The sequence below is a fragment of the Methylovulum psychrotolerans genome (genome assembly GCF_002209385.1).
Classification (GTDB): domain Bacteria; phylum Pseudomonadota; class Gammaproteobacteria; order Methylococcales; family Methylomonadaceae; genus Methylovulum; species Methylovulum psychrotolerans.
This window is the reverse complement of the sequence record NZ_CP022129.1, coordinates 1,496,366-1,521,608: the sequence shown is the minus strand read 5'-3', so window position 1 is coordinate 1,521,608 and position 25,243 is coordinate 1,496,366. Positions and strand designations below refer to the sequence as shown.

The following is a 25,243-nucleotide window of genomic DNA, read 5'->3' as shown; positions in this document are numbered from 1 at the left end:
TGCGTTTTTGCGTTTCACACATTTATGGCTAACCGCCATCTTTTTACCTAACACACTAAGCCAGACCTTGTTTTTGTCGGGCCACCCTGTTTATTTTTAACCCCCAGAGTACACAAAGTGATTGATAAATTAAGAAATATAGCCATTATTGCCCACGTTGACCATGGTAAGACCACGTTGGTTGATAAGTTGCTGCAACAGTCGGGCACCTTCGCCGCGCATACGAAAGTGACCGAGCGGATGATGGATTCCAACGATATTGAAAAAGAACGTGGCATCACCATTCTGGCAAAGAACACCGCCTTGGATTGGAACGGCTATCACATCAATATTGTTGACACCCCAGGCCATGCCGATTTTGGCGGTGAAGTCGAGCGCGTTTTGTCAATGGTGGATTCGGTTTTGTTGTTAGTCGATGCGGTTGACGGCCCCATGCCACAGACCCGTTTCGTTACCCAAAAAGCTTTTGCTTTAGGCCTGAAACCTATCGTGGTCATCAATAAGATTGACCGTCCGGGCGCACGCCCTGATTGGGTTGTCGATCAAACCTTCGACTTGTTTGACCGTTTGGGCGCGACCGACGAGCAACTGGATTTCCCTATCGTCTTTGCTTCGGCCATTAATGGTTATGCGGGTTTGGAACACACCATTACGGGTGGTGACATGACCCCTTTGTTTGAAACCATCGTCGCCAAAGTTAGCCCGCCGCCTGTTGATATTGACGGCCCATTCCAAATGCAGGTGTCCAGTCTCGATTACAACACTTATGTGGGTGTTATTGGGGTAGGCCGTATCCAACGCGGTAGCATTAAAGCCAACCAACCGTTGACCATTATCAACCGTGAAGGTGTCGAACGTAAGGGCCGTATGCTGCAAATTTTCGGCTTTCACGGCTTGGAGCGTGTTGAAGTGTCCGAAGCGCGTGCCGGTGATATTATTGCCTTTGCCGGTATTGAAAAGCTGGAAATTTCTGACACCATCTGCCATCCTGATAAGGTGGAAATCATGCCGCCATTGTCGGTGGATGAGCCTACCGTGACCATGACCTTTCAAGTCAACAACTCACCTTTTGCAGGCAAAGAAGGCAAGTTTGTCACAACCCGGCAAATCCGTGACCGGTTGGATAAGGAATTGCAACATAACGTCGCTTTAAAAGTCGAAGACACTGCTGACCCTGATAAATTTAAAGTGTCAGGCCGTGGCGAATTGCATTTGTCCGTCTTGATTGAGAACATGCGCCGCGAAGGTTTTGAAATGGGCGTCTCCCGTCCAGAAGTTATCATCAAAGAAATTGACGGTAAAAAATGTGAGCCTTTCGAAATGGTTACCATTGAAGTGGAAGAAATCCACCAAGGTACCATTATGGAGAAATTGGGCGAGCGTAAAGGCGATTTGACCAATATGGTTCCCGATGGCAAAGGCCGGATCCGTTTGGAGTATATGATGCCATCACGCGGTTTGATTGGTTTCCAAACCGAATTTATGACGGCAACCTCAGGCTCTGGCTTGCTCTATCATGTGTTTGACCATTACGGCCCGATGAAAGCGGGTGAAGTGGGCAGCCGTTTGCGGGGCGTGATGATTTCAATGGTTGCGGGTAAGGCCGTCACCTATTCGTTGCATCCTTTACAGGAACGCGGCGAATTGTTATTGGTCAATGGCGATGAAGTTTACGAAGGTATGTTGGTGGGCTTGCATTCGCGCAGCAATGACTTATGCGTCAACCCTTGCAAACCGAAACAATTGACTAATGTCCGCGCTTCAGGCACGGATGAAAGCTTAGTGTTGGCACGGATTCAAAAAATGACCTTGGAACAAGCATTGGAATTTATTGCCGAAGATGAACTAGTGGAAGTTACGCCTAAATCCATCCGTCTGCGTAAGAAGTTTTTGACAGAAAACGAGCGTAAGCGGGCGGCTAAGGGTTAAGATTTCTTAGGGCAACCAGTACGGATAACAGGCTTTTGCTGCTGTTATCCGTTGTTAGCTGTTCGTCTGGAAGCGATAGAGTTTTGAGCTTGTCGATTGATGTCTAAACGTTCAAGCTGGCTTAAATATTGGGGTGTTTTTATGGTTCATCACATTTCAAGAACTCGCGGCCCAGGTGGAGTTGCGCGAGATTTCTTTTGGTATATTTCCAGTGACAAGCCGATTATTCAAAAAATATCCAGTGATCGTAATGCAGATGGTCGATTGTATATCGGAAATAATTGGGCTAATCAAGGCAAACGATGTTTTACGAAAGATGAAATTTCTGCCGCTCTTTATTGGTTGCTAGGCCGATTTGGGGGTGCAGATTTTCCGCTTGCAAACAATGTGGAACAGCTTAGAAATGGAACGGAAAGGAATGGTTTTGGCGTCGCCTTGTATAAATTAAATCCGAATACCTACTATGCCCAAGGATCAAGCTATTTAGGGGTTGTGTTAGAGCATTTTGGTATTTTGATATTTGTACCGACAGCACCTACGATAGCTTGGAGGTTTGCTGAGCCTTATGCCACATCAATTACTGAACGTGTCAATGAATACTTTAAAACAGGTAAGTGACCTATATTAAGTTATCAATGAGCTTATGGAATTTTCCGAATTGCTTGAAGAATTTTTAGCTGATCAGTGGGATAAGGAAATTGAGGCTGATATTTTGGCGGGTCGTTTAGATGCTGCTGGCAAACGGGCTGATAGTGACTTTGTTGCAGGTCGCGTAATTCCGCTTGATGCCCTTGGCATTGAGCGCAAGGACGGCAGGTAAAAACTATGACCGTAAAAGAACAGCAATTCTGTGTTGCTCTGTTTATTTGAAAATGTATATCTACATTTAAGCAAAAATTTAATTTATTGAAACCCCAAAAACAATATAACCATGACCCCACGCACCGCCACCGTCGAGCGCGACACGCTCGAAACCCAAATCAAAATCACCGTTAATCTGGATGGCACGGGTAAGGCCAGCTTTACCACGGGTGTGCCGTTCCTTGACCACATGCTTGACCAAATTGCCCGGCATGGCCTGATTGATATGGATATTGTCGCCCACGGCGATTTGCAGATTGACGCGCACCATACGGTGGAAGATGTCGGCATTACCTTAGGGCAGGCTGTCGCTAAGGCGTTAGGTGACAAAAAAGGTATATACCGCTACGGACACGCGTACATCCCTTTAGATGAAGCGCTGTCACGGGTGGTGGTGGATTTCTCTGGCCGCCCCGGCTTGTTTTATAATGTCACGTTTACGCGTGGCATGATCGGCTCGTTTGATGTCGATTTGTTCCGGGAGTTTTTCCAAGGCTTTGTCAACCATGCCGGGGTGACCTTGCATATTGACAATCTGAAAGGCGTTAATGCCCATCATATTGCCGAAACCATTTTTAAAGCCATGGGCCGCGCATTGCGGATGGCGATGACTGCCGATGAGCGTATGGCGGGGATGATGCCGTCCACGAAAGGCACTCTTTGATTTTTTACTGAGCATTATTTATGTCTTCTGTTGCTGTTATTGATTACGGAATGGGCAATTTGCATTCGATTGCTAAAGCCTTACAACATGCCGACCCTAGCGTGGATGTGCAGATCAGCAGCACCGCCGCCGCTATTTTGCAGGCTGACCGTGTGGTGTTTCCCGGTGTTGGGGCGATGCGCGATTGTATGTTGGCCTTGAACGGATCAGGTTTGGCCGAGGTTATCCGGCAAGTTGCCAACACCAAGCCGTTGTTAGGCATTTGCTTGGGGATGCAGGCCTTGTTGACGGACAGTGCCGAAAATGGCCATACCGACGGTTTAGGTGTGTTTTCCGGCCATGTCGTGCGTTTTGCGCAAGAGCTGGCGGATACTGACGGTGTCCGCCTGAAAATCCCGCATATGGGTTGGAATCAAGTCAGGCAACAGCCCCATGCTTTATGGCAGGGCATTGCCCAAGACAGCCGTTTTTATTTTGTCCATAGTTATTATGCCCAGCCTGATGATGGTGCTATTGTGGCGGCGACTTGCGACTATCCCAATGCGTTTGCCTGTGCCTTGGCGCAGGATAATGTCTTTGCTGTACAATTCCACCCTGAAAAAAGCCAAACCGTTGGCTTGCAGTTGCTGAAAAACTTTTTGCATTGGGATGTCTAGTGGCGTGATGGCGCGTCATTTTTGCCTCTTTGTGCCTATTACCGTGTTGAGGATTTGCTTGTTATGCTGTTAATACCCGCTATCGATTTAAAAGAAGGAAAATGTGTGCGTTTGCGCCAAGGACGCATGGAGGATGATACGGTATTTTCCGATGATCCGGTCGCGGTGGCGGGGCGTTGGGTGGCGGCGGGCGCTAAGCGCCTGCATTTGGTGGATTTGGATGGGGCGTTTGCGGGTAAGCCGCGAAATGCCGAGGTTGTCCATGCTATTGCCGAAGCCTATCCCGATCTGATTATCCAAATCGGCGGCGGCATCCGTAGTGAAGAGACGATTGAAGCGTATCTGAATGCGGGGGTCGAATATGTCATTATCGGCACTAAAGCGGTGAATGAGCCGCATTTTGTCCGTGATGTCGCCTTGGAATACCCGCGCCATATTATTGTCGGTTTGGATGCGAAAGACGGTAAAGTGGCGATTGACGGCTGGTCGAAATTATCCAAGCATGATGTCATCGATTTGGCGCAACATTTTGAATCCGATGGGGTCGAAGCGATTATTTATACTGACATTGCCCGCGACGGCATGATGCAAGGGGTTAATGTCGAAGCCACTGCCAGATTGGCGCGGGCCATTAATATTCCTGTGATTGCCTCCGGCGGCATTACCAATATTGATGATATTCATGCCTTGGGCAAAGTCGCCCATGAAGGGATTATGGGTGCGATTACAGGCCGGGCGATTTATGAAGGGACGTTGGATTTTACCGAAGCGGCAAAATTAGCTGAATCGTTTTAAAATGAAAAATTCGCACCTCATTAAAGTGCTGGCTTATGAGCGCTCAGCGAGGCAAAAATCCTTTGCGATAACAATAAGTACGATGGCGCGTTCTATTTGGCGGGTTATAGCGTTGAATTAATGTTAAAAATGAAAATTTGCCAACATTTTGGCGTGGATAACCTTTTTGACGAAGACAGCAAAGAGGCTGATAAGGACAGTATTGCCAGCGTGAGGAATGCCGTTAAAATCCATGATATTAAGCGGTTGCTGATTTTTAGCGGTTTGAAAAATAAGCTGGACGCGACGAAAAAAAATAATATCATCCTTATGGAGACCCACGCGTATTTAATCGCTGGGGAAAAGCGTTGCTTATGGCATGAACAAGTCCGTTATCAACCTAAAGGCTCGCAAAATCCAAAACATGTACAGCGTTTGATTGAGTTACTACCACATAACGATGGGTTATTACAATGGATAGAACAGAGTTGATTGGTCAGCTACAAGCTTTTACGCAGGTTTGTGGCGAAAAAGGTTATATTGATACCGGAGATAAGGATGCCGTTTATCTTGAAGAAGCTTATCCGGGCATGATTCCCACTTCATTTGTTGTTAATGTGGTCGTAAAACAGCCCTTGCTGGAAGTGACTTATGGGGGCAACGTATTGAAAGAATTAATCGGATTGCTTTGGGAGACGACCACTCCTGAAATCCGCGAAAATATTTTTACCCTAAGCCTTTATGGCGAAGATGAACGTCATTTTCTCGTAAAAGAAGCCGCATGAGCCTAGCTAAACGCATTATCCCTTGCCTTGATGTCGACAACGGTCGGGTCGTCAAGGGCGTAAAATTTGTTGATATCCGTGACGCGGGCGATCCGGTGGAAATTGCCAGACGTTATGATCGTGAAGGCGCGGACGAAATCACTTTTCTGGACATTACCGCCACCCATGATAACCGCGATACGATTGTCCATGTGGTTGAGCAAGTCGCCAGTGAAGTCTTTATCCCGTTAACCGTCGGTGGCGGTATCCGCACCTTGGACGACATCCGCCGGATGCTCAATGCTGGGGCTGATAAAGTCGGTATTAACAGCGCGGCGGTGTTCCGCCCCGAATTTGTCCAAGAAGCCGCCGAACGTTTTGGCTCGCAGTGTATCGTGGTCGCCATTGACGCAAAAAAAGTCAGCCAGCCGGGTGAAGCCAGCCGTTGGGAAATTTTCACCCACGGCGGACGCAAAGGCACGGGCATAGACGCTATCGGCTGGGCGGAAAAAATGGTCGCTTATGGGGCAGGGGAGATTCTTCTGACTAGTATGGATAGGGACGGTACGCGCGAAGGTTTTGATTTGGCCTTGACCTGCGCCATTAGCGACGCGGTCGCCGTGCCAGTGATCGCCTCAGGCGGGGTCGGTTGCTTAGACCATCTCGCGGCTGGGGTGTTGGACGGTAAGGCGGATGCGGTTTTGGCCGCCAGTATTTTCCACTTCGCCGAATACACTATCCAGCAAGCGAAAGAGCACTTGCGGATGCGTGGGATTGAAGTGAGGCTATAAAATGGCTATTCCTGATATGGCGGTAACAAAAACCGATTGGGGCAGGTTGGCTAGGCGCGATGATAAGGAAATCGATTACTCTGATGCGCCGCCAATGCCGTTTGAGTTGCCTGGCTTACGGATACGGCACACGAATGGGCAAACGGTTGCTGTCGCCCCGGTGTTTTCTAGTGCATCTAAACCCCTTTCAACACCGTATTAACCAACTTTTACGCGAGTATATGCAGCATGAATTGGCTAGATGAAATCCGCTGGACACCAGAGGGCTTAATTCCTGTCGTCGCCCAGCAAACGGGGAGCGGTAGGGTGGTGATGTTCGCGTGGATGAACCGCGAATCCTTGGCCTTAACCGTACAAGATGGCTATGCCGTCTACTGGTCGCGCTCGCGCAACCGTTTATGGCGTAAGGGCGAAGAATCGGGGCATCGGCAAAAAGTCATCAGAATCCAGTTAGATTGTGATGAGGACGTTATTTTGCTGGAAATCGAACAAGAAGGCGGTATCGCCTGTCATACCGGACGCGAGAGCTGTTTTTATCGGCAATTGATCGACGGTCAATGGCAAGCGGTGGAGCCTGTACTGAAGCATCCTGATGAGATTTATAAATAACGCTTTGTCTTGGCCCCACACACGGCTCATTTGACGGATTGATTTGGCATTAACCTACCTTAAATAGCATGAATAACACCCTAACCCAACTCGCCCAAGTTTTGGAAGACCGCAAACAGCAAACGGCGGATAAATCCTACGTCGCCAGTCTGTATGCAAAAGGCTTGGACACCATTCTGAAAAAAATTGGTGAAGAAGCTACCGAAACGGTCATTGCGGCAAAAAATGGCGATAAGCAACAGATTATTTATGAAACCGCCGATTTGTGGTTTCATTGCTTGGTGTTGCTGGCGGCGCAAGGCCTGCATCCTGACGATGTCCTGGCCGAACTCCAGCGGCGTTTTGGTTTGTCCGGTCTGGAAGAAAAGGCCCGGCGTACCCCTTAACCCAACCCTACATCACGTTAAACAGAGGCAAGCATGGGCTTTAGTATTCCACATCTTTTAGTTGTATTGGCGATTGTCATTGTCGTTTTTGGCACTAAGCGGCTGCGCAATCTCGGCGCGGATTTAGGCGGGGCGATTAAGGGCTTTAAAAGTGCCATGAAAGAGGGTGAGGCGGATGGCAAGACTACCGCTGGCGAAAGCGACACCATCGAAGGCGAAGTGACCACCAAAAAAAATGACCAGGCTTAAGCGTTATGTTTGAAGTCGGTTTTTCCGAGCTGTGCATGGTCGCTTTGGTCGCGTTGTTGGTGATAGGTCCTGAACGCTTGCCGAAAGTGGCGCGGTTGGCGGGTTTTTGGTTGGGTAAAACCCGCGCTATGGTCGCTAATGTGAAGGCGGAAATCAGCGCCGAGCTGCAAGCCGAAGAAATGCGCCAGTTGTTCCAAGAGCAGGTTGCCTTGCAGGAGTTAAAAACTATTCAGGATGAGCTGAACGGGGTCACGCAGACGGCAAAAGCGTCACTGGAGACCTTACACCACGATGAGCCTACTAAGCCACACGATAATGAACAAGCTTGATTTTGAAGACCCGGCGCAGCCGCAGCCGTTTATCAGCCATTTGATAGAATTGCGTGACCGCCTGTTAAAGGTGATCTTATGCGTGCTGTTGGTGTTCGGCGGTTTGGCGGCGTATGCCAACGACATTTACAGCATCCTCGCCGGGCCTTTGCTTAAGCATTTGCCGCAAAATAGCAGCATGATCGCTATTGATGTGGCCTCGCCGTTTTTAACCCCGTTTAAATTGGCTTTTGTTGTCGCGGTTTTTGTCTCCGTGCCAGTGATTTTGTACCAGTTTTGGGCTTTCGTCGCCCCTGGCCTGTATCGGCACGAGAAACGCTTGGTTTTGCCTTTATTGGTCGCTAGCACCTTGCTGTTTTATATCGGCGTGGCCTTTGCCTATTTTCTGGTTTTCCCTTTGGTGTTCGGTTTCCTGACTGCCGCCGCCCCCGCAGGGGTGACGGTCATGACCGATATTGCCAAGTATCTGGATTTTGTCTTAGCGCTGTTTTTTGCTTTTGGGGTGTGTTTTGAAATCCCTATCTTTACCATTGTCTTGGTGTGGACGGGCTTTGTATCGGCGGCAGATTTGGCGGAGAAACGCCCTTATGTGATTGTTGGGGTGTTCGTCATTGCTATGTTTTTAACCCCACCCGATGCCATTTCCCAAACCATGTTGGCCGTGCCGATGTGGATGTTGTTTGAGATTGGCCTGTTGTTTGCCAAAATGCTCACCAAACAGCCCAAAGACACAGACGAAATTCTGCCCGCCAGACTGAATACTATCCACAAACAAGATAAATAGGCCGCGTTATGAATGATTATCAACAAAGTAAAAAAGCCCGTTATGTCGCCTCGGTGGCCTATTTGCTGGTCTTGGCGTTTCTGGTGACGGGTACGCTGTTATCGGAACAAAATAAGCAAGAAGCGGCCAGACAACCGGAAGCGTTATCCGTTGTTAAATAAAATTTACAACTAATGCTTGACGAAATGCCGCTTATACGGTTTAATAGGCGTTTTTTGCAGCTTGGCCTAGGTAGCTCAGTCGGTAGAGCAAAGGATTGAAAATCCTTGTGTCGACAGTTCGATTCTGTCCCTGGGCACCATACTGTAAAAACAAAGCAATTCCTCTTTTTTGGGGGTTGTTTACCGAATATCACGCCTAGGTAGCTCAGTCGGTAGAGCAAAGGATTGAAAATCCTTGTGTCGACAGTTCGATTCTGTCCCTGGGCACCATGATACTTTAAAAAAGACCGGCTTTTGGCCGGTTTTTTTATGCCCGCAGATTTCCCCCTTCCTTAGTGTTGCCGATACACTGCACCGCCCTCATTTAGAGCCAGTCTCTATTAACGACGTTTTCGCGCCATGAGTTGTGATGCGGCAACCAACAATACCAGCAGCGTTGTCGTTGCCGTCAGTATCAGCCGAAAAACCAACGCCTCATCAATAGTAAAGCCTGCTGTGCCGCTGGGTGATGCGCTATAAACCAAAGCCGTTGCGATGGCTAAAGCCAATAGCCCAAGGCTTACCAACAGGAGATAGCGCCAGCACTCATTTGAGCCATTGGCTGTAGGGGTGGGTGTTTGCCGCCGTAGCCACGCTCGATAAACCCAGCCGCAGTATAAAATGCCGAGCAATGTGCTGGTATGTTGCAAGATATGGAACAGCGGCGTGTTGTGGCCAGCGGCTAACGTGAAGGGGTATTGCAGCACAGCGATATGGTTGACCGCCCAGCCGGAGTGATGGGTGAAAGAATCCCAAACAATATGGGTCAATGCCCCGATCAGCAGGGATAGGCCGACCGCCGACGGCGCGGCGAAAGGCCTTATCGGCAATACCGACAAGGCCTGCCTGTGCGGTTGCGGCAAAAGATAGGCAATAGGCAACCATAGCCGCTGAATAAGCAGCAATAACAGCAAACCGATGGGTAAGCATACCGTGATAACGCCGGGCAGGGTATGCGCGAAAGTCGCCATTTTGAATAGGGACAGATAGTAGCCGACATCGGGGGTGATGCTGCCGACCATTAAGGCCGCAAGCGATAAGCGGGCCGATAGTAGGGGGCGGATGGCCAGCACGGCGGCAGGATGGGCAAATGTCCAAGGCATGGTGGTTTTAGGGGGTAAATTGCCCGGCGGCTAAGCGGTAGCCCAAAGGGCGGGTAAGATGCCCGCGCTCCAAGGCCAATGCCGCCTAGCCGTTGTCTGTGTTATGGCATACTATTCTTTAAGGAATGGCTAAAACTTGCCCTTTAAATTGCCCGCATGTAGGCCGCATTCTTTTTTGGTTTCGGCTTCCCACCACCAGCGTCCGGCGCGTTCGTGCTGGTTGGGCAGCACTGTTTTTGTACAGGGTTCGCAGCCGATACTGATAAAGCCGCGCTCGTGCAGTTCGTTAAACGGCACTTGGTAGGCTTCGATATAATCCCACACTTGCGCCGAACTCCAATTCAGCAGCGGGTTAAATTTAATTAAGGCATGGTCTTCACCGGAAAAAGTCTTGTCCAGCTCCACTTCAGGGATATGCTGGCGGGTGTCGGCGCTTTGGTCTTTGCGTTGGCCAGTGATCCAAGCATCCAAGCCCGCCAGTTTGCGTGCCAACGGTTCTACCTTACGGATGGCACAGCATTCGTGATGGCCGTCTTCATAAAAGCTGAACAGGCCTTTGCGTTTGACGAATTCATCCAATAGGACACGGTCCGGAGTAAGGACATCAATGTCAATTTGGTAATGTTTACGGACTTTTTCTAAGAAACGGTAGGTTTCAGGGTGCAAGCGTCCGGTATCCAGGCAAAAGACCTTAATGTCTTTGCGGATGGTTAAGGCCATGTCGATTAACACCACATCTTCAGCACCGCTAAAGGAAATGGCGATGTTATCAAAGGCCGCGAGGGCTTTTTTGAGGATGATGCGTGGGCTTTTTTGGTGGAGTTGGTTTTGCAGTTCGTTAATTTCGGCAGTGTTCATAGGCTAGGAACAAGTTTGGGTAAAGTAGCGGTGCAGGAATTCATCAAAAGGCAGTTGCGGCTGGTTTTCGATGGCCTGCTGTTTGCTGTGCGATTGTGCCGCTAAGTCAAGAAACGCTTGGTTGGCGGTCTCGTCTAAGGGCAGGTCGTGAAAGTATTGCGCATGTTCGGCCGATTTGGCAATGGCAAATCCGGCAAAAGCTTGCGAGCGTTCGCGCATGGTCGCCAGCAACCGTGCGGAAGCGGTCAGGTCAGGGTCGGCGACTTTCGCTTGTTGGGTTTGCAGGGCCTTAGAATACGGCCCTTGCGGGTTATTGGCATCTAACGTGGCGCAAATCGGCTGCATGGCGGTGAGGATTTCTTGCGCCCAATCGGTCAATAAAATACTGCCGCCGTTTCTGGCCAATTCCAGTCCCGGTTTGCGCCCGGCATGGGCGACCGCCAGTTGGTTGGCGTTATTGGTCTGGTGGTCTTGTTCAGTCATCGGCGGGCTATCAGTCAGCAGGCAGGTCAACAGCAAGGCTTCGACAAAGTGTGCGGTGTCGGTTGCTATGCCTAGCGGCTGGAAGATGTCCAAATCTAAGGAGCGCATTTCCACATAGCGTACTCCTCGGCGCTTTAAAGCCACGGTCGGCTTTTCGCAGGATTGGGCGATTTGTTTCGGGCGCATAGTGCTGTAAAACTCATTTTCGATTTGCAGAATATGCGTGTTCAATTGCTGGTATTCGCCGTCCACCACCGTACCGATGGCTTCGTAATCCGGGTAGGGCGTGTTGATCGCTTGGCTGAGGCTATCGACGTAGCCGGACAGGGAGTTATAGTCAATCTTTAAGTTAGCTTGGTTTTTACTCTTATAGCCAATATCGCTCATGCGCAAAGACGTGGCATAAGGGTGGTAAAGGGTGTGGCCGTCAAATTGCGCAAATTGCGCCATCAATTCCGGGCGGCTGTTAAAGAAACTCTTGCAAATGGCCGGAGACGCGCCGAATAAATACAAGACCAGCCAGCCGATGCGCTGAAAATTGCGGATCAGGCCAAAATACGCCGTGGCGATAAAGTCGGCCAAGCTTAACGGGCTGTTTTCTTGGTGATGCAATACCGGCCATAAGGCTTCGGGGACGGAATAGTTAAAATGGATGCCGGCAATCGCCTGCATAGTGCGCCCGTAACGGTGCCATAAACCGTGGCGGTAAATATGCTTCATGCGCCCGACATTAGAGGTGCCGTATTCGGCAATAGGGATGCTGGCATCGCCGCTGATACCGCAAGGCATACTGGTGCCCAGCAATATCTCTTGGTCCAAATGCGCATAGACAAACTGGTGGACGCTTTGCAAGTAGGCCAGCGTATCCTGAATGTCGGCAAACGGCGGTGTAATCAGCTCGATCAGCGCTTCGGAATAATCGGTGGTGATATGTGGATGGGTTAGCGCCGACCCTAACGCGTAAGGGTGCGGAGTATGGGCGATAATGCCGTTACGCGCAATGCGCAGGCTTTCTTTTTCTATGCCCTTAAGGCCGCCGCACAGCAGGTTTTCCAGGCCGTTTGCGTGCAACTGTGCCAATCGTGGCGAAAGCGTGTTGGTAAAATGAGTCATAGCGTGGGTATGCGCCCCAGTTGTTTGATGTAAATACTTCCCATTATAAAGCGTATTGGGAAGATGGCAGAATATTATCGTTAGTGCCAAGCCTATTGCTTTAAGGTGCAGGGCATAAATTGGCGGCTTGTGGCGTATGGTTTTGCCTTGGGTAAAAGCCTTTTTGTCTGTTATCACTTTTGGGTAAGCGCAGGCAGTAAGGTACAATGTCATGAGTTATGTTGGGTCAGGCTGGGGACAATTGCTTGCAAGCGGTTGCTGGTTTGCCATCATGCTTTATCTATTAACCCCCTAACAATAAAGAGGACATATCATGAAAAAAAGTTTGTTTCTGGCAATGGCGTTGGTGTTTTCCGGCAGTGTGGCGGCGGCTACCGACCATTACTTATTGCGTGACGGCAACCATATCCATCATTTGAAAATCACCAATATGAATGATGAAGTGACCGTCAGCGCCGATGTCGATTTCGAGCCCAATGCCGATGAAGCGGGCGGCCATGCCTGCGCCGCCCATGTCACGGGCGTCGCCAAGCAAGTGGCGGATAATGAATTGGTCTTAAAGAAACATTCCGAAAGCGAAGCCAGTTACTGCGAGCTGAAAATCCATTTGACCCCAACTGGGGCGACAGTTGAGCAATCGGAAGCGTGCACCAACTTCGCCGCCGGCATTTGCCATTTTTCTAGCGACGGCAAAGAGATGGTTAAATTTAAATAACTGTTTCCGGCAGCGGCAGGTTTTTGCCGCTGCCTTTTTCTCCGCTTAAGTATTCTGTAGGGGAAGCTGGGTTCGCTATAGGTATATGGGGCAAGGGAATGCGCAAATAGGCCAAATTTAAACGCGGTCTGGCTCTGGGCTAGGCTGTACCACAAACGCATCGCTATAAATGTCTTTTAGCGACGCGCCTTTTATATAGGCCATTCTTTGGCTATTATTGACCATTTCTGGATGTCCGCATAAATACACCCGCCAGCCTTTAAGATTTTTCTTATCCGCTAGGGCTAGCTCGTGGGCGCGGCCTTGGGCGTAGCCAGATGCTTGCGGTTCGCCGGATAGGCAGGGCGTGTAATGGAAGTGGGCGACGTTGGCGGCCAAGGTATGCAGTTCTTCAGTCAAATACAGGCCATCGGGGTCGCGGCTGCCGTGGTATAGGTGGATGTCGCCGCTGTGGCCTTGCGCAAGCGCGTCGTGGATGATGCCGTAAAGGGGGGCGAGGCCGCTGCCCGTGCCGATCAGTAGCAGCGGTTGGGCGGGGTTGTCGGGTAAGTAGTAGCAACTGCCTTGGGCTTGCGATAAGGTCAGCGGGTCGCCAATGGCTAAGCCGTCATGCACCCAGTTGCTGAATTGCCCGTGCGGTAAGCGGCGTATATGGAATTCTAGGGTATTGTCTGGGCTAGGCGGGTTGGCGATGGAGTAGCTGCGGGTCAGGCCGTCGGCGCGTTGTAGGTTGATAAATTGTCCGGCATAAAAATTCAGGCCGCTGGCCTGTACGGTCAGTTGCATAATATCCGGCGCGAGGCGGCGTTTTTCGGTCACTACGGCGTTAATGCTTTGGCCGTGCTGGTTAGGCAGGGTGATGTGCATGTCTTGTTCGGGATAGCAGCGGCAAGCCAAAAAGTAATTTTGCCGTTGCAGGGTATCCTTAAGGCCGACTTGTGCTAAGGCGGGCGGTTTGGCATCCAAGCTTTGCATGAGGCAGGATTGGCAAATGCCTTGGCGGCAACTGTAAGGGATGCGGAGATTGGCTTGTAGCAAACTGTCCAGCAAGAGGGTCTCGCTAGGACAGGTGAGTTGGCTTGCGCCTAAGGTAATGTGCGGCATAGTGGCACCTTGTTAAGGGCGGTAAACCGGAACGGGGTTTTAGCCGCCGCTCCGGGGTGGTAGGTGTTAAAGCCAGCGCTTATTTGCCCAGTACGTCATTGCGGGTGGTTTCTGCCAAAGCGGCAACTTGCGCAATCAGGTTTTCAGGGACGTTAAGTTCTTGCAAAGTGGCGGTCAGGTTTTCCATCACCGCGTCAAAATGGCTGTCATCCAAGCCCATTTTCACCAAGCGGGCATGGGCATCGCGCATGTCTTGTCCGGTGTAGTTATTGGGGCCGCCAAATGCCATCGTTAAAAAGGCTTTTTGTTTGGCCGCTTGTTGCGCCATGTCGACATTGCTGAAATAGCGGTTGATACGGTAATCTTCTAGGACTTTGCGGTAAAAAATATCGACGGCGGCATCAACGGCGGCCGCGCCGCCTAGTTGTTCAAATAACGATACGGGGGCTTCGGTGGTTTCGCTCATAATCATCTCCTCTGGTTTTGTTGTTATTAGTGTCAGTAAGCGGCTTGGCTTACGGGGAGAAAGTGTATAGCAATGTAAAATCTTATGCAATATTTAACTTGTAAAAGTTTTTTATGGCATAATGAACCCTGCTTACCTAACAGGACTAATTACCCATGCCACAACACATCAGCCCCCGCCAAGACGAAATCCTCGCCCAGTTACGCGATAATAGGGAGGGCTTAAGCGTCGATAGTTTGGCGGCACTGCTGGAGATTTCCCGCACCGCCGTACAGCAGCATATTGTGGCTTTAGAGGGCGAGGGCTATATCGGGAAGGTGACTTCGGCTAAGACAGCGGGCAGGCCCGTGGCTTTATATGGCATTACCGATAAAGGCATTAACCATTTTCCTAAGCAATACGCATGGTTTGCCGGGTTATTGGTGGCGGATTTACAGGAGGCGATGGGGGAGGAGGCGTTTGCAGCTTATTTGCGGCGCTTGGCCGATAAATTGGTGCGGCAACTGGGCGGGCAGTTTGTCGGCAAATCCCAGGCCGAAAAGCGGGAACTGTTACAACAGATTATGACGGGTTTGGGTTTTGAGGTGCGGCACAGTCAAGAGGCGGCGACGGGTTTGTCGGTGCTTAAGGCGGTCAATTGTATTTATCATGATGTCGCCCAACAGCATCCGGCTCTGTGCGAGTTCGATAAGGCGTTAATGGCGGGGTTATTGGCAACCGATGTGCAGCAGCTTAGCTGTATGGCAAAAGGCGATTGTGCCTGCCAATTTAGGTTGGGCGGCTTAGGTGATGGGGGTTAGGCTGGGGCAGTGCGGACGGGGCTTGGGTGCAAGAAGTTTTGCACCCAAGCGCAGGCGAATCGCCTTATAGGTCAGAGGCGGCTTTTTTCAGTTCCGTCTCGTACACTAAGTAAGGTTCGGAGTGGCCTTGGACGACGCTGTCATCAATGACGACTTTTGAGATGTTGTCGGTAGACGGCAGTTCGTACATAGTGTTGAGCAGGATATTTTCAACGATAGTCCTAAGACCCCGTGCGCCGGTTTTTCTTTCCATAGCTTTACGCGCAATCGCGCCTAAAGATTCTTCACGGAATTCCAGTTCGGCCCCTTCCATGGCAAACAAATGCTTGTACTGTTTGACCAAGGCATTTTTAGGCTCGGTGAGGATTTGGATCAAGGCTTTTTCATCCAATTCTTCCAAGGTCGCCACGATAGGCAAGCGGCCAACAAATTCAGGGATCAGGCCATATTTGATTAAGTCCTCAGCTTCCACCTCGGCAAACAATTCGCCGACATTCTTGCTGTCGTCCTTACTCTTTACGTCTGCCGAGAAGCCGATGCCACCTTTTTCGGTACGCGCCTTAATCACCCGGTCAAGGCCTGCAAACGCGCCGCCGACAATAAACAAGATATTGGCGGTGTTGACGTGGACAAACTCTTGGTTAGGGTGTTTACGCCCGCCTTGCGGCGGCACCGAGGCAATTGTGCCTTCAATCAGTTTCAGCAAAGCCTGTTGTACGCCTTCGCCGGACACGTCGCGGGTGATCGAAGGGTTTTCGGCTTTTCTGGAAATCTTGTCGATTTCGTCAATGTAGACAATGCCTGTTTCGGCTTTGGCGACATCGTAATCGCATTTTTGCAAGATTTTTTGGATGATGTTTTCGACATCTTCGCCGACATAGCCCGCTTCGGTCAGCGTGGTCGCGTCGGCGATAGTGAACGGCACATCCAATAACCGCGCCAAGGTTTCCGCTAACAAGGTTTTGCCGGAGCCAGTCGGGCCAATCAGCAAAATATTGCTTTTTGCCAGCTCGACCGTGTCTTTTTTATCTTTGTTGCGCAACCGCTTATAGTGGTTATAAACGGCGACCGCCAAAATGCGCTTGGCTTTTTCTTGGCCAATGACATAATTGTCCAACTCGCCTTTGAGCTCTTTCGGCTTAGGCAATTCGTTACCGTCACCCGTATCGGCCTCATCGGTCAGTTCGTCTTTAATAATATCTTTGCATAGCTCTACGCATTCGTCGCAGATATAGACTGATGGGCCGGCAATCAGCTTGCGTACTTCATGCTGGCTTTTGCCGCAAAAAGAGCAATACAACAGCTTGTCGTCATCTTTTTGGCTCATAATTGACTCCCGCAAGGGTCAGCACCTAAGGCACTGGGTATCCGAGTGACCAAGTTTTATACCTCTGGTGTAGTGGCGCGGCTGGTCAGGACTTTATCGATCAGGCCATAAGCCACGGCATCATTTGCACTTAAAAAGTTGTCCCTGTCGGTGTCTTGAGCCACTTTTTCGATAGGTTGGCCAGTATGGTGCGACAGGACGCGGTTCAGTTTGTCACGGATAGATAAAATTTCCCGGGCATGGATGTCAAAATCTGACGCTTGCCCCTGAAAACCGCCTAAAGGCTGATGTATCATCATTCTGGAGTGCGGCAAACAGTAGCGTTTGCCCGCTGCGCCACCCGTCAATAATAACGCGCCCATGCTGGCGGCTTGGCCGATACACATGGTGCTGACATCGGGCTTGATGAACTGCATGGTGTCATAAATGGACATGCCCGCCGTTACTGAACCGCCAGGTGAGTTGATATACAGGTGGATGTCTTTGTCTGGGTTTTCCGATTCCAAAAATAACAACTGGGCAACGACCAAATTGGCCATATAGTCTTCGACTTGGCCGACTAGGAAAATAACCCGTTCTTTCAGTAATCTGGAGTAAATATCGAAAGAACGCTCGCCTCTGGCAGTCTGCTCGATAACCATAGGAACCAATCCGCCCGCCGCTTGTATTTGGCTGGCGGCATTTATTGCATCATGCCTGTACATAAAGACCCCTTAACGTTGGTGTTTTTCCATGACTTCGGCGAACGGCAGGGTTTCTTCAGAAACTTGCCCTTTTGCCACCAGCCATTCGACTGTTTGGTTTTCCAAGACCATTTGCTGGACATCGGCTAAACGGCTCAGGTCGCTATAATACCAGTTGACGACTTCTTCTGGCGACTCATAACTTTTCGCCATGTCTTCAACCGTGCTACGGACTTTGTTTTCATCAAGCGTGATAGCGTTTTGGCGGATGATGTCACCGAGGATCAAACCTAGAGCGACACGGCGTTTAGCTTGGGCTTCGAAGATGTCACGCGGTAACTGTAAGTCTTCTAAGCTGAGTTTTTGCCGTTTTGCCGTTTCGACATAAGGCTTCATCAGATTTTCGACTTCTTCATCAATCAGTCCGGTAGGGACGCTGATGTCAAGTTGGGCATACAGGGCATCCATCACCGAGTTTTTCAGTCTGGCTAATAAAGCGGTTGCCAGTTCACGTTCCATATTGGTTTTGACATCGCTAAGGAAAGACTCGACAGTGCCGTCTTCAACGCCGTAGCTTTGGATAAATTCAGCGTCAATTTCCGGCAGGGTAGGCTCTTCGACGGTAGTGGCTTCAGCAGTAAATTCTGCGGTTTTTCCGGCCAGCTTGGTGTTGCCGTAAGCTTCTGGGAAAGTGGCGGTAAAGGTTTTGCTTTCGCCGACCGTTAAGCCGATCAGGCTTTCTTCAAAGCCAGGGATCATTTGTTTTGCGCCGATCACAACTTGATAGTTTTCGACGTTACCGTTGGTGAAGTTTTCCCCGTCGGCGATGCCTGAAAAGGTAATGGTGATGCGGTCTTGGTCTTGGGCGGCACGTTCAACGGTTGTCCAAGTCAGTTTTTGGTTGCGCAATTTATCAATCATCGCATCCACATCCGCTTGTTCGACGGTCGCTAAGGTGCGGGTGATTTGCAGTTGGTCTAAGCCGTCTAAAATGATTTCTGGGTAGACTTCAAAGATGGCGGTGTATTTAAAGCCTTCCGATTCGTCAATCGAATCGATAAAAGGCTGGCCAGCCGGTTTTAAGTCTTCGTTTTTCAGGGCTTCATAATAAGTGGATTGGATCAGGTCGCCAGCGATTTCGCCACGGACACGGTCGCCAAATAACTTTTTTACCACATGTGGAGGTACTTTGCCTGGGCGGAAGCCGTCGACTTTAACTTCACGGGCCAATGACTTGAAGCGTGTCGCCATTTTTTCTTGGACAACGGATTCTGGCACGCTGACGGTCATTTTTCGGCTTAATTCAGATGTCTTCTCGACAGAAACTTGCATTTCTTTACTCCACGCGTTTGATAAGGATTTTTTAGAGACTGGTAACGGCTCAATAGAACTGAAAATGGCCGATTATTGGATCAATCCGCCATTTTTAAGGAATTAGGTGGTGCGAACGGAGAGACTCGAACTCTCACAGGGCAACCTACTGGAACCTAAATCCAGCGCGTCTACCAATTTCGCCACGTTCGCACTTTGAATGAACTTGGCATTATATAGGTTTTACCCTACATATAACAAGCTATTATTTCAAAATCCTTTGTTATTTGCCTTATGCGGGCCTTAATTATGCTATCCTTAACCGTTTAGAACCGTCATTTTACTCAACGTCGGAGCCGCCATGTCCCTAGAAACTAAACCGCCATTCCCACCTTTTACCCTTGAAACTGCCGGACAAAAAATCCGTGCCGCCGAAAACGCCTGGAACTCGCGCGATCCCGCCCGCTGTGCGCAGGCCTATACCGTAGATTCTACCTGGCGTAACCGCGCGGAATTTTTTTCGGGGCGCGAGGCTATCACGGCTTTTCTTGAGCGCAAATGGGCGGCCGAATTGGAATACCGTTTGATTAAGGAGCTATGGGCATTTACCGATGACCGTATCGCGGTGCGTTTTGCTTACGAATGGCATGATGCCGCCGGACAATGGTTCCGCTCTTATGGCAATGAAAATTGGCAGTTTGACGAATACGGCCTGATGCGCCAGCGTTTTGCCAGCATTAACGATCTGGCGATTAGCGAAGCGGATAGGCTGTTCCATTGGCCGCAAGGGCCACGGCCTGACGGGCATCCCTCTTTATCTGAATTGGGGCTGTAGCCCTGTTGCCTGATCCGAGAAGTAAGCTAAGTATGTCTGATAATTATATGTTCGCCAATGACGACCCTTTGGAATCGCTACGCATCCCGCCGCATTCCATACCCGCCGAACAGGCGGTGTTGGGCGGGCTGATGCTGGACAACCAGACCTGGGATTCGGTCGCCGATAAGGTGCAGGAAGTCGATTTTTACCGCCGCGACCATCGCCTGATTTTTCGGGTGATCGCCCAGCTTGCCGAAAAGCAGTCACCGTTTGACATTATCACCATTTCCGAAGCCTTAGCGGGCGAGTTGGAGGATACCGGCGGCTTGGCGTATTTGGGTTGGTTGGCGAAAAATACCCCCAGCGCGGCGAATATCGTCACTTATGCCAATATCGTCCGTGACCGCTCGGTGCTGCGCCAGTTAATTCATGTCGGCACCACCATTGCCGACTCGGCGTTTAACCCAGAAGGCCGCGAGACCGCCGAGTTGTTGGAAAGCGCCGAACGCGAGGTGTTTAAAATCGCCGAGCAACGCCAGCGCGGGCAGGGCGGTTTTATCCCCATTAAGGCCTTGCTTGCCAAGGCGGTCGACCGTATCGAAACCCTGTTTGAGCAAGACGGCAATATCACCGGAGCGGCGACCGGATTCTCGGATTTTGACCAGCTGACTTCTGGCCTGCAACCTGCTGATTTAATTATTGTTGCGGGTAGGCCGTCCATGGGAAAAACTACTATAGCCATGAACATGGCGGAAAATATCGCCATTAAAAGCGACAAAGCGGTGGCGGTGTTCAGTATGGAAATGCCGGGGGATGCCTTGGCGATGCGGATGATGTCGTCTTTAGGGCGTATCGACCAACATAAAGTGCGCACGGGCAAGCTGGAGGATGACGAATGGCCCCGGTTGACCTCGGCGATTAACTTGTTGGCGGAAACCAAGCTGTTTATTGATGATACCCCGGCGCTGTCGCCCACCGAAGTGCGCTCACGCGCTAGGCGTTTGACCCGCGAACATGGGCAACTGGGTCTGATTGTGCTGGATTATTTGCAGTTGATGCAATCGCCTTCTAGCGGCGAGAACCGCGTCCAGCAAATTTCTGACATTTCGCGGGGCTTAAAGGCTTTAGCGAAAGAATTGAACGTCCCGGTCATTGCCTTGTCGCAGCTTAACCGGAATTTGGAGCAACGCCCGAACAAGCGGCCTGTTATGTCGGATTTGCGTGAATGTGTAACAGGCGATACCTTGGTGCTGTTGGCCGATGGTCGCCGCTTGCCTATCAGCGAACTGGTCGGACAAACGCCAGAAGTGGTGTCGGTCTCGCCGCAAGGGCAGTTGCAAACTGCCGCTACCGATTTGGTTTGGTCGGTGGGGCGCAAAGAGATTGTTAAAGTTAGCCTTGCCAGTGGCCGCACTATACGTTGCACTAAAGAGCACCGTCTGCGCGGCTTATGGGATTGGCAAAGGGCAGGGCAGTTGCAGCCGGGTGATAAATTGCAGGCTTTAGCCAATAATGCTTTGTTTTGGGATAGGGTGGTTGCCGTTGAGCCCGCAGGTGAAGAAGAGGTGTTTGATTTGACCGTACCCGGCAATGCCTGTTGGTTGGCGGATGGCATTGTCAGCCATAATTCCGGCGCAATTGAACAGGATGCGGACTTGATTGTGTTCGTGTATCGTGATGAAGTCTATAACGAAGACAGCCCCGATAAAGGTATCGCCGAGATCATCATCGGCAAGCAGCGTAACGGCCCGTTAGGTACGGTCAGGCTGACCTTTTTAGGCCAATACACCCGTTTTGAAAACTTTTCTGGGCAAAGTTACAGTGCCGAGGATTACGAATGACCCCAGCAGCTTATGCGGTATTGAACTTAACTGCCCTGGCGCACAATTTACGTAAAGTCCGCGAATACGCCCCTGCTGCCAAGATTATGGCGGTCATTAAAGCCAACGGCTACGGGCATGGCATGTTGCGGGTGGCGGAAACGCTGGCTCAGGCGCAAGCCGATGCGTTTGCCGTGGCGCGGGTGCAAGAAGGCATCCGCTTGCGTAAGGCGGGCTTGCACACCCGGATTGCCGTTTTGGAGGGCTTTACTTGCACCGAAGAGCTGGACGATTTATTGGCCTATCAATTGGATGCGGTGGTGCATACGGCCAGCCAATTGGCTTTGCTGGAGCAGCATGACGGCTCAGCCCAGCTTGCCGTCTGGCTGAAACTGGACACGGGCATGAACCGCTTAGGCTTTAGTGCCGCCGAATTTAACGGCGTTTACCAGCGCCTAAGCCATTGCGCTTTAGTCCAGCAGCCCATTAACCTGATGACCCATCTGGCGAATGCGGATGATCGGCAAGATGCCATGACTTTGAAGCAAATAGCCTTGTTTCGGCAGACCATCGGCAATGCGCCGGGTGAGGGTAGCATTGCCAATTCCGCCGGGATTTTGGCGTGGACAGCCGCGTTAAGCGATTGGGTGCGGCCTGGGGTGGTGCTGTACGGTATTTCGCCGTTTCCTGACAGCACGGGCGCACAATTGGCCTTACAGCCAGTCATGAGCCTGCATTCACGGCTGATTGCCGTTAAGCCCTTGGCGAAAGGTGACACCGTCGGCTATGGTTGCCGCTGGCAATGCCCCGAAGATACCACTCTGGGTGTGGTGGCGATAGGTTACGGTGACGGTTATCCGCGTTATGCCAAGCCGGGTACGCCCGTATTGGTCAACGGCCAGCGCGTGCCGCTGATTGGGCGGGTGTCTATGGATATGATTACCGTTGACCTCGCCAGCCAACCCGATGCCAAACCCGGCGATGCCGTGACCTTATGGGGCGAAGGCTTGGCGGTTGAGGAGATTGCTTTGTGTGCGGATACCATACCTTATACGTTAGTGTGTGGGGTGACCCAGCGGGTGCGGTTGGTGGAAGCGGAGGGCTGAGGTTGGGGGCATGTTGGAATTAAAAATTAGGTTGAATTTTAATTAAAGTCGTTTTTGAGAAATTCTGGTGAAGTTAAAAGCGATGAAAAAAGTTAATGTTGATTGCGTACCGTATTATGGCGAAACTAAAATTTCATTTATTCCAAATAAATCAATTTGATAAGTTGTTTTAAACATAATACGCTTCATAATCCGGTACAATCAGAGTTTTATAATCATAAAGCGGTTTATAAACCTGTGCAGTCATCTGGAAAGAAATCTTTGGCTTCCCATGGATAGCCCCTCTCTTCCGAGATAAGCGCCAAGTTTTTGTTGAATATTTCGTTGGTCAGATTGCCGAGCAATGGCTCAACCCTGAAAGCGCGAACGTTCAAATCGCTCCACTTTAGCGGTATCCCGATGGAAGCCAATTGATAATTTTTATGTTCAATACCAAACTGTCGGGTCAATCGTTGATGGGTGGCATAGCAATATTTTAATTGGTAATCAATCAGCAAATACCTTACGCCGACATTGGCAAGCAAGCTATAAAAAACAGAGATGGATTTTTTACCGCCGCCAAAACCAGTGCCATCCCTAACTTTGACAAAATGGGTGATAGCCAACTGATGTTTTAAAACAAGTTCTTCCAAAAAATTGTAATTTTCGAAAAAAAAATAAAAAACCGTGGCTTCGATTTCACCCAGCGTAGTGGAGCTGATCTTGATTTTTAGCAAATAGACGGTCGGTTCGTGAATGCCTAGATCAGGAAAGGCAACATATCCAGGCCTTATCCTGTAATCGATATTGGCATCCGGCACCAAAACCAACCGATGCTTTTCCATAATGCGGACAGTCGTGCGGTCATCATTTCTGACCCATATAGGTTCAAGGGGATCACCCTTCAATCCAGCCCAAGGGGCATAATCCGTGTGGCAAATGATATTGGGCGGCTCCAATATTTCATGCAATGGCAGCCTGTCCGGGCTGATTTCCATCAAGTCCCGATAATCTTGACCGGCACTGGGATACCAGAGTATCTTTTCTTCGGTTATTCCTGAGAAAAATCCATCCAACGCTTGCTGTGCTTGAAGCGTTTTTCCTTGCAATAATTCCTTAAGTTTCATTGTAAGCACCCTCATAAATGATGCTCTGATTGTACCGGATTATGCAAGGGGTTCAAAAGATTGTATTTGACTGATTGTATTTTATATAAACGAATTTTTGACCGCCCCATAATCCGGTACAATCAGGGAATTTATTTTATCGGGATAAACGCCCTTAGTGTGCATCCTCAGGCCTGTTAGCTTGTCATAAAAATGACAAGCTAACAGGCCTTGTCAGGATAGCGACATCGAAAAACTTAGGCCAAACTTGTCCGGTACAGGCAAAGCTAGCACCATTAGGCGACTATTGGCTCTTATCGAAAAGCTGGTTAAAGGTGCTGGGTTCGGCATTGGAGCGGTATGAGAAAGATTGGGTTTTTGCCAGACAATAGACCCTGTCGCCTTCTTTTAAGTCCATGTCGCGGCAGGCTTTTAAGGTAATCCCCGCCAACCAGACCGTGCCGCAGTCTATTTGCACCAATACCCCGTTATCACGCCGGATTAACGCGCAAATTTCGCCGTTGATTTGGTTTTGGATGGAAATGCCGGGGATATAATGCCGCGATAGCGCGATCTCGTTGGCGGGGATGCTGATGGTCACCCATGACCCTAACGGCAGTTCGGGGCGTAACGGCAGCACCAGTCCGATGCCGTAGCTTTGTGCCAAGGTGCAGCCGTCGGCAAGGTCGTGCTGGGTGACGAGGGCAGGAATTCGGTTGTCAATTTGGCTTAGGCCGATTTTTTGTAGTAAATCGGCATCTTGCAGCAGCTCATTAATTAAGCCGACGCGGATGATGCGGCCTTCGGCGAGTACCGCCGCCTTAGCACTGAATTCGCTGATGTTGCCTAAGGTGTGGCTGGCGTAAAACAGCGGCAAAGCCAATTCAGTTTGCAGGCGTTTCAGCAGGGGTGTCACCGCGTGGGAAAAATGCCCCATCGTCGCTAAAGGGTCATCTAATAACAATAGCTTAGGCGATTTTAGCAAGGCTTTTGCCAATAATACCCGCTGCCGCTCGCCTGTCGATAAATGCCGCATCGGCTGTTTCAGCAACGCGCCGATGTCCAAAAATTCAATCAAGCTGGCGGGCTTTAAGTTGCGCCGTTGTTTGGGTGTCCGCTCATACACCGCAAACAGCCCGTCCTGCACGGTCTCTTCGGCAGGCAATTGGTCGTATTGCAGCACCGCCCCGATAGGCCGCTGTTCGCGCGGCACCATAATGCCTTTGCCGCTATCGAACAGCAGCTTGCCGTCTAAAGCAATCCGCCCCGATTCAGGCAGTAAAGTCCCCGCCAATAAGCCCAAGACGGTGCTTTTACCTGCCCCGGAGCGGCCCAGTAAGCCCATGTTTTCGTCTTGTACGGATAAGTCGGTGGTTAAGTCGAAATTGCCGCGCCGTAGCGTGACCTTCATTTCTAGCCGCATCGTAAGCCCCTTTTCGTTATGTTATATGGTATA

At 50.3% G+C, this 25,243-nt stretch carries 31 protein-coding genes and 3 tRNA genes; 23 read left to right on the top strand and 11 right to left on the bottom strand.

Annotation, left to right across the window (positions count from 1 at the left end):
* Positions 1-117: 117 nt before the first annotated feature.
* From typA to CEK71_RS06850, 18 genes are all read left to right on the top strand, one after another.
* Complete coding sequence (gene typA / locus CEK71_RS06925; RefSeq protein ID WP_088618702.1) at positions 118-1,929, top strand: translational GTPase TypA; 1,812 nt, start codon at positions 118-120, stop codon at positions 1,927-1,929.
* A 99-nt stretch (positions 1,930-2,028) separates the two neighbouring features.
* The gene (locus CEK71_RS06920) at positions 2,029-2,547 is read left to right on the top strand and encodes a hypothetical protein (RefSeq protein ID WP_157679034.1); all 519 of its coding nucleotides are present in this window, start codon (positions 2,029-2,031) and stop codon (positions 2,545-2,547) included.
* 25 nt (positions 2,548-2,572) lie between these two features.
* A complete protein-coding gene (locus CEK71_RS23120) occupies positions 2,573-2,749 on the top strand; it encodes a hypothetical protein (protein ID WP_170065110.1) in 177 nt (58 codons plus the stop codon).
* Positions 2,750-2,860: 111 nt separating this feature from the next.
* Complete coding sequence (hisB, locus tag CEK71_RS06915; protein WP_088618700.1) at positions 2,861-3,454, top strand: imidazoleglycerol-phosphate dehydratase HisB; 594 nt, start codon at positions 2,861-2,863, stop codon at positions 3,452-3,454.
* 20 nt (positions 3,455-3,474) lie between these two features.
* Positions 3,475-4,110: an imidazole glycerol phosphate synthase subunit HisH gene (gene hisH, locus CEK71_RS06910; RefSeq protein ID WP_088618699.1), complete on the top strand. Its 636-nt coding sequence runs from the start codon at positions 3,475-3,477 to the stop codon at positions 4,108-4,110.
* A gap of 63 nt (positions 4,111-4,173) precedes the next feature.
* Positions 4,174-4,905, top strand: coding sequence for a 1-(5-phosphoribosyl)-5-[(5-phosphoribosylamino)methylideneamino]imidazole-4-carboxamide isomerase (gene hisA, locus CEK71_RS06905; RefSeq protein WP_088618698.1), 732 nt, complete (start codon positions 4,174-4,176; stop codon positions 4,903-4,905).
* Positions 4,906-5,025: 120 nt separating this feature from the next.
* A complete protein-coding gene (locus CEK71_RS06900) occupies positions 5,026-5,376 on the top strand; it encodes a hypothetical protein (protein ID WP_198328491.1) in 351 nt (116 codons plus the stop codon).
* Positions 5,358-5,669 carry a hypothetical protein gene (locus tag CEK71_RS06895; protein WP_103974571.1) on the top strand — a complete coding sequence of 104 codons (312 nt, stop codon included), beginning with the start codon at positions 5,358-5,360 and terminating at the stop codon, positions 5,667-5,669. Before CEK71_RS06900 ends, CEK71_RS06895 begins: the two co-directional genes overlap by 19 nt.
* A complete protein-coding gene (hisF, locus tag CEK71_RS06890) occupies positions 5,666-6,439 on the top strand; it encodes an imidazole glycerol phosphate synthase subunit HisF (protein WP_088618695.1) in 774 nt (257 codons plus the stop codon). Before CEK71_RS06895 ends, hisF begins: the two co-directional genes overlap by 4 nt.
* Before the next feature lies 1 nt (position 6,440).
* Entirely contained in the window at positions 6,441-6,641 is a 201-nt protein-coding gene (locus CEK71_RS06885; RefSeq protein WP_088618694.1) for a hypothetical protein, read from the top strand.
* Between the two features lie 26 nt (positions 6,642-6,667).
* Positions 6,668-7,048, top strand: coding sequence for a phosphoribosyl-AMP cyclohydrolase (hisI, locus tag CEK71_RS06880; protein WP_088618693.1), 381 nt, complete (start codon positions 6,668-6,670; stop codon positions 7,046-7,048).
* A 68-nt stretch (positions 7,049-7,116) separates the two neighbouring features.
* Positions 7,117-7,434, top strand: a complete 318-nt coding sequence (locus CEK71_RS06875) for a phosphoribosyl-ATP diphosphatase (RefSeq protein ID WP_088618692.1) — start codon at positions 7,117-7,119, stop codon at positions 7,432-7,434.
* A gap of 33 nt (positions 7,435-7,467) precedes the next feature.
* Positions 7,468-7,683 (top strand): Sec-independent protein translocase subunit TatA, encoded by a 216-nt coding sequence (gene tatA / locus CEK71_RS06870; protein WP_088618691.1) that lies wholly within the window; start codon positions 7,468-7,470, stop codon positions 7,681-7,683.
* 5 nt (positions 7,684-7,688) lie between these two features.
* Positions 7,689-8,012 carry a Sec-independent protein translocase protein TatB gene (tatB, locus tag CEK71_RS06865; protein WP_088618690.1) on the top strand — a complete coding sequence of 108 codons (324 nt, stop codon included), beginning with the start codon at positions 7,689-7,691 and terminating at the stop codon, positions 8,010-8,012.
* Positions 7,999-8,796: a twin-arginine translocase subunit TatC gene (tatC, locus tag CEK71_RS06860; RefSeq protein ID WP_088618689.1), complete on the top strand. Its 798-nt coding sequence runs from the start codon at positions 7,999-8,001 to the stop codon at positions 8,794-8,796. The genes tatB and tatC overlap by 14 nt, the downstream gene beginning before the upstream one ends.
* 8 nt (positions 8,797-8,804) lie before the next feature.
* Positions 8,805-8,957 (top strand): hypothetical protein, encoded by a 153-nt coding sequence (locus CEK71_RS23115; protein WP_170065111.1) that lies wholly within the window; start codon positions 8,805-8,807, stop codon positions 8,955-8,957.
* Positions 8,958-9,021: 64 nt separating this feature from the next.
* Positions 9,022-9,097: transfer RNA gene (locus CEK71_RS06855), tRNA-Phe, on the top strand.
* Between the two features lie 54 nt (positions 9,098-9,151).
* Positions 9,152-9,227: transfer RNA gene (locus CEK71_RS06850), tRNA-Phe, on the top strand.
* Between the two features lie 110 nt (positions 9,228-9,337).
* On the opposite strand, the gene CEK71_RS06845 is transcribed toward CEK71_RS06850, so the two are convergent.
* From CEK71_RS06845 to gshA, 3 genes are all read right to left on the bottom strand, one after another.
* A complete protein-coding gene (locus CEK71_RS06845; protein ID WP_088618688.1) occupies positions 9,338-10,099 on the bottom strand; it encodes a DUF4184 family protein in 762 nt (253 codons plus the stop codon).
* 129 nt (positions 10,100-10,228) lie between these two features.
* A complete protein-coding gene (locus tag CEK71_RS06840; protein ID WP_088618687.1) occupies positions 10,229-10,957 on the bottom strand; it encodes a phosphoadenylyl-sulfate reductase in 729 nt (242 codons plus the stop codon).
* Between the two features lie 3 nt (positions 10,958-10,960).
* The gene (gshA, locus tag CEK71_RS06835; protein WP_088618686.1) at positions 10,961-12,553 is read right to left on the bottom strand and encodes a glutamate--cysteine ligase; all 1,593 of its coding nucleotides are present in this window, start codon (positions 12,551-12,553) and stop codon (positions 10,961-10,963) included.
* A 313-nt stretch (positions 12,554-12,866) separates the two neighbouring features.
* Here gshA and CEK71_RS06830 point away from each other — a divergent pair, with 313 nt between their 5' ends.
* Positions 12,867-13,268 carry a hypothetical protein gene (locus CEK71_RS06830; protein ID WP_088618685.1) on the top strand — a complete coding sequence of 134 codons (402 nt, stop codon included), beginning with the start codon at positions 12,867-12,869 and terminating at the stop codon, positions 13,266-13,268.
* Positions 13,269-13,385: 117 nt separating this feature from the next.
* Here the strand turns inward: CEK71_RS06830 and CEK71_RS06825 are convergent, their stop codons facing one another.
* Both CEK71_RS06825 and CEK71_RS06820 read right to left on the bottom strand, forming a co-directional pair.
* Entirely contained in the window at positions 13,386-14,372 is a 987-nt protein-coding gene (locus CEK71_RS06825) for a 2Fe-2S iron-sulfur cluster-binding protein (protein WP_088618684.1), read from the bottom strand.
* A gap of 79 nt (positions 14,373-14,451) precedes the next feature.
* Positions 14,452-14,838 (bottom strand): group I truncated hemoglobin, encoded by a 387-nt coding sequence (locus CEK71_RS06820; RefSeq protein WP_088618683.1) that lies wholly within the window; start codon positions 14,836-14,838, stop codon positions 14,452-14,454.
* A 155-nt stretch (positions 14,839-14,993) separates the two neighbouring features.
* Here CEK71_RS06820 and CEK71_RS06815 point away from each other — a divergent pair, with 155 nt between their 5' ends.
* The gene (locus tag CEK71_RS06815) at positions 14,994-15,638 is read left to right on the top strand and encodes a helix-turn-helix transcriptional regulator (RefSeq protein WP_088618682.1); all 645 of its coding nucleotides are present in this window, start codon (positions 14,994-14,996) and stop codon (positions 15,636-15,638) included.
* A gap of 64 nt (positions 15,639-15,702) precedes the next feature.
* Here CEK71_RS06815 and clpX read toward each other — a convergent pair whose 3' ends face one another.
* From clpX to CEK71_RS06795, 4 genes are all read right to left on the bottom strand, one after another.
* Positions 15,703-16,965, bottom strand: coding sequence for an ATP-dependent Clp protease ATP-binding subunit ClpX (gene clpX / locus CEK71_RS06810; RefSeq protein ID WP_088618681.1), 1,263 nt, complete (start codon positions 16,963-16,965; stop codon positions 15,703-15,705).
* A gap of 56 nt (positions 16,966-17,021) precedes the next feature.
* Positions 17,022-17,669 carry an ATP-dependent Clp endopeptidase proteolytic subunit ClpP gene (clpP, locus tag CEK71_RS06805; protein ID WP_088618680.1) on the bottom strand — a complete coding sequence of 216 codons (648 nt, stop codon included), beginning with the start codon at positions 17,667-17,669 and terminating at the stop codon, positions 17,022-17,024.
* Positions 17,670-17,678: 9 nt separating this feature from the next.
* A complete protein-coding gene (tig, locus tag CEK71_RS06800; RefSeq protein ID WP_088618679.1) occupies positions 17,679-18,980 on the bottom strand; it encodes a trigger factor in 1,302 nt (433 codons plus the stop codon).
* 107 nt (positions 18,981-19,087) lie between these two features.
* Positions 19,088-19,172 (bottom strand) — tRNA-Leu (locus CEK71_RS06795).
* Between the two features lie 148 nt (positions 19,173-19,320).
* Here CEK71_RS06795 and CEK71_RS06790 point away from each other — a divergent pair.
* From CEK71_RS06790 to alr, 3 genes are read left to right on the top strand one after another with little or no spacing between them, the layout of a single operon-like run.
* Positions 19,321-19,794 (top strand): nuclear transport factor 2 family protein, encoded by a 474-nt coding sequence (locus CEK71_RS06790; RefSeq protein ID WP_088618678.1) that lies wholly within the window; start codon positions 19,321-19,323, stop codon positions 19,792-19,794.
* 32 nt (positions 19,795-19,826) lie between these two features.
* On the top strand, positions 19,827-21,617 hold the full coding sequence (dnaB, locus tag CEK71_RS06785; protein ID WP_088618677.1) for a replicative DNA helicase: 1,791 nt from the start codon (positions 19,827-19,829) through the stop codon (positions 21,615-21,617).
* The gene (gene alr, locus CEK71_RS06780) at positions 21,614-22,702 is read left to right on the top strand and encodes an alanine racemase (RefSeq protein ID WP_088618676.1); all 1,089 of its coding nucleotides are present in this window, start codon (positions 21,614-21,616) and stop codon (positions 22,700-22,702) included. Before dnaB ends, alr begins: the two co-directional genes overlap by 4 nt.
* A 227-nt stretch (positions 22,703-22,929) precedes the next feature.
* Here alr and CEK71_RS06775 read toward each other — a convergent pair whose 3' ends face one another.
* Both CEK71_RS06775 and CEK71_RS06770 read right to left on the bottom strand, forming a co-directional pair.
* Positions 22,930-23,808: a DUF7663 domain-containing protein gene (locus CEK71_RS06775; RefSeq protein WP_088618675.1), complete on the bottom strand. Its 879-nt coding sequence runs from the start codon at positions 23,806-23,808 to the stop codon at positions 22,930-22,932.
* A gap of 283 nt (positions 23,809-24,091) precedes the next feature.
* Positions 24,092-25,210, bottom strand: a complete 1,119-nt coding sequence (locus CEK71_RS06770) for a molybdenum ABC transporter ATP-binding protein (protein ID WP_088618674.1) — start codon at positions 25,208-25,210, stop codon at positions 24,092-24,094.
* Positions 25,211-25,243: the final 33 nt, after the last annotated feature.

Excerpts from the sequence above, each read along its gene's own strand:
- CEK71_RS23120 (WP_170065110.1), top strand. The coding sequence starts at position 2,573 with ATGGAATTTTCCGAATTGCTTGAAGAATTTTTAGCTGATCAGTGGGAT.
- tatA (WP_088618691.1), top strand. The coding sequence starts at position 7,468 with ATGGGCTTTAGTATTCCACATCTTTTAGTTGTATTGGCGATTGTCATT.
- CEK71_RS06790 (WP_088618678.1), top strand. The coding sequence starts at position 19,321 with ATGTCCCTAGAAACTAAACCGCCATTCCCACCTTTTACCCTTGAAACT.
- CEK71_RS06775 (WP_088618675.1), bottom strand. The coding sequence starts at position 23,808 with ATGAAACTTAAGGAATTATTGCAAGGAAAAACGCTTCAAGCACAGCAA.
- CEK71_RS06900 (WP_198328491.1), top strand. The coding sequence starts at position 5,026 with ATGTTAAAAATGAAAATTTGCCAACATTTTGGCGTGGATAACCTTTTT.
- CEK71_RS06885 (WP_088618694.1), top strand. The coding sequence starts at position 6,441 with ATGGCTATTCCTGATATGGCGGTAACAAAAACCGATTGGGGCAGGTTG.
- CEK71_RS06820 (WP_088618683.1), bottom strand. The coding sequence starts at position 14,838 with ATGAGCGAAACCACCGAAGCCCCCGTATCGTTATTTGAACAACTAGGC.
- clpP (WP_088618680.1), bottom strand. The coding sequence starts at position 17,669 with ATGTACAGGCATGATGCAATAAATGCCGCCAGCCAAATACAAGCGGCG.
- CEK71_RS06920 (WP_157679034.1), top strand. The coding sequence starts at position 2,029 with ATGTCTAAACGTTCAAGCTGGCTTAAATATTGGGGTGTTTTTATGGTT.
- CEK71_RS06815 (WP_088618682.1), top strand. The coding sequence starts at position 14,994 with ATGCCACAACACATCAGCCCCCGCCAAGACGAAATCCTCGCCCAGTTA.
- CEK71_RS06770 (WP_088618674.1), bottom strand. The coding sequence starts at position 25,210 with ATGCGGCTAGAAATGAAGGTCACGCTACGGCGCGGCAATTTCGACTTA.
- tatB (WP_088618690.1), top strand. The coding sequence starts at position 7,689 with ATGTTTGAAGTCGGTTTTTCCGAGCTGTGCATGGTCGCTTTGGTCGCG.
- hisI (WP_088618693.1), top strand. The coding sequence starts at position 6,668 with ATGAATTGGCTAGATGAAATCCGCTGGACACCAGAGGGCTTAATTCCT.
- gshA (WP_088618686.1), bottom strand. The coding sequence starts at position 12,553 with ATGACTCATTTTACCAACACGCTTTCGCCACGATTGGCACAGTTGCAC.
- tatC (WP_088618689.1), top strand. The coding sequence starts at position 7,999 with ATGAACAAGCTTGATTTTGAAGACCCGGCGCAGCCGCAGCCGTTTATC.
- CEK71_RS06830 (WP_088618685.1), top strand. The coding sequence starts at position 12,867 with ATGAAAAAAAGTTTGTTTCTGGCAATGGCGTTGGTGTTTTCCGGCAGT.
- dnaB (WP_088618677.1), top strand. The coding sequence starts at position 19,827 with ATGTCTGATAATTATATGTTCGCCAATGACGACCCTTTGGAATCGCTA.
- hisH (WP_088618699.1), top strand. The coding sequence starts at position 3,475 with ATGTCTTCTGTTGCTGTTATTGATTACGGAATGGGCAATTTGCATTCG.
- CEK71_RS06840 (WP_088618687.1), bottom strand. The coding sequence starts at position 10,957 with ATGAACACTGCCGAAATTAACGAACTGCAAAACCAACTCCACCAAAAA.
- hisB (WP_088618700.1), top strand. The coding sequence starts at position 2,861 with ATGACCCCACGCACCGCCACCGTCGAGCGCGACACGCTCGAAACCCAA.
- tig (WP_088618679.1), bottom strand. The coding sequence starts at position 18,980 with ATGCAAGTTTCTGTCGAGAAGACATCTGAATTAAGCCGAAAAATGACC.
- CEK71_RS06895 (WP_103974571.1), top strand. The coding sequence starts at position 5,358 with ATGGATAGAACAGAGTTGATTGGTCAGCTACAAGCTTTTACGCAGGTT.
- CEK71_RS23115 (WP_170065111.1), top strand. The coding sequence starts at position 8,805 with ATGAATGATTATCAACAAAGTAAAAAAGCCCGTTATGTCGCCTCGGTG.
- CEK71_RS06845 (WP_088618688.1), bottom strand. The coding sequence starts at position 10,099 with ATGCCTTGGACATTTGCCCATCCTGCCGCCGTGCTGGCCATCCGCCCC.
- CEK71_RS06825 (WP_088618684.1), bottom strand. The coding sequence starts at position 14,372 with ATGCCGCACATTACCTTAGGCGCAAGCCAACTCACCTGTCCTAGCGAG.
- alr (WP_088618676.1), top strand. The coding sequence starts at position 21,614 with ATGACCCCAGCAGCTTATGCGGTATTGAACTTAACTGCCCTGGCGCAC.
- hisF (WP_088618695.1), top strand. The coding sequence starts at position 5,666 with ATGAGCCTAGCTAAACGCATTATCCCTTGCCTTGATGTCGACAACGGT.
- clpX (WP_088618681.1), bottom strand. The coding sequence starts at position 16,965 with ATGAGCCAAAAAGATGACGACAAGCTGTTGTATTGCTCTTTTTGCGGC.
- CEK71_RS06875 (WP_088618692.1), top strand. The coding sequence starts at position 7,117 with ATGAATAACACCCTAACCCAACTCGCCCAAGTTTTGGAAGACCGCAAA.
- hisA (WP_088618698.1), top strand. The coding sequence starts at position 4,174 with ATGCTGTTAATACCCGCTATCGATTTAAAAGAAGGAAAATGTGTGCGT.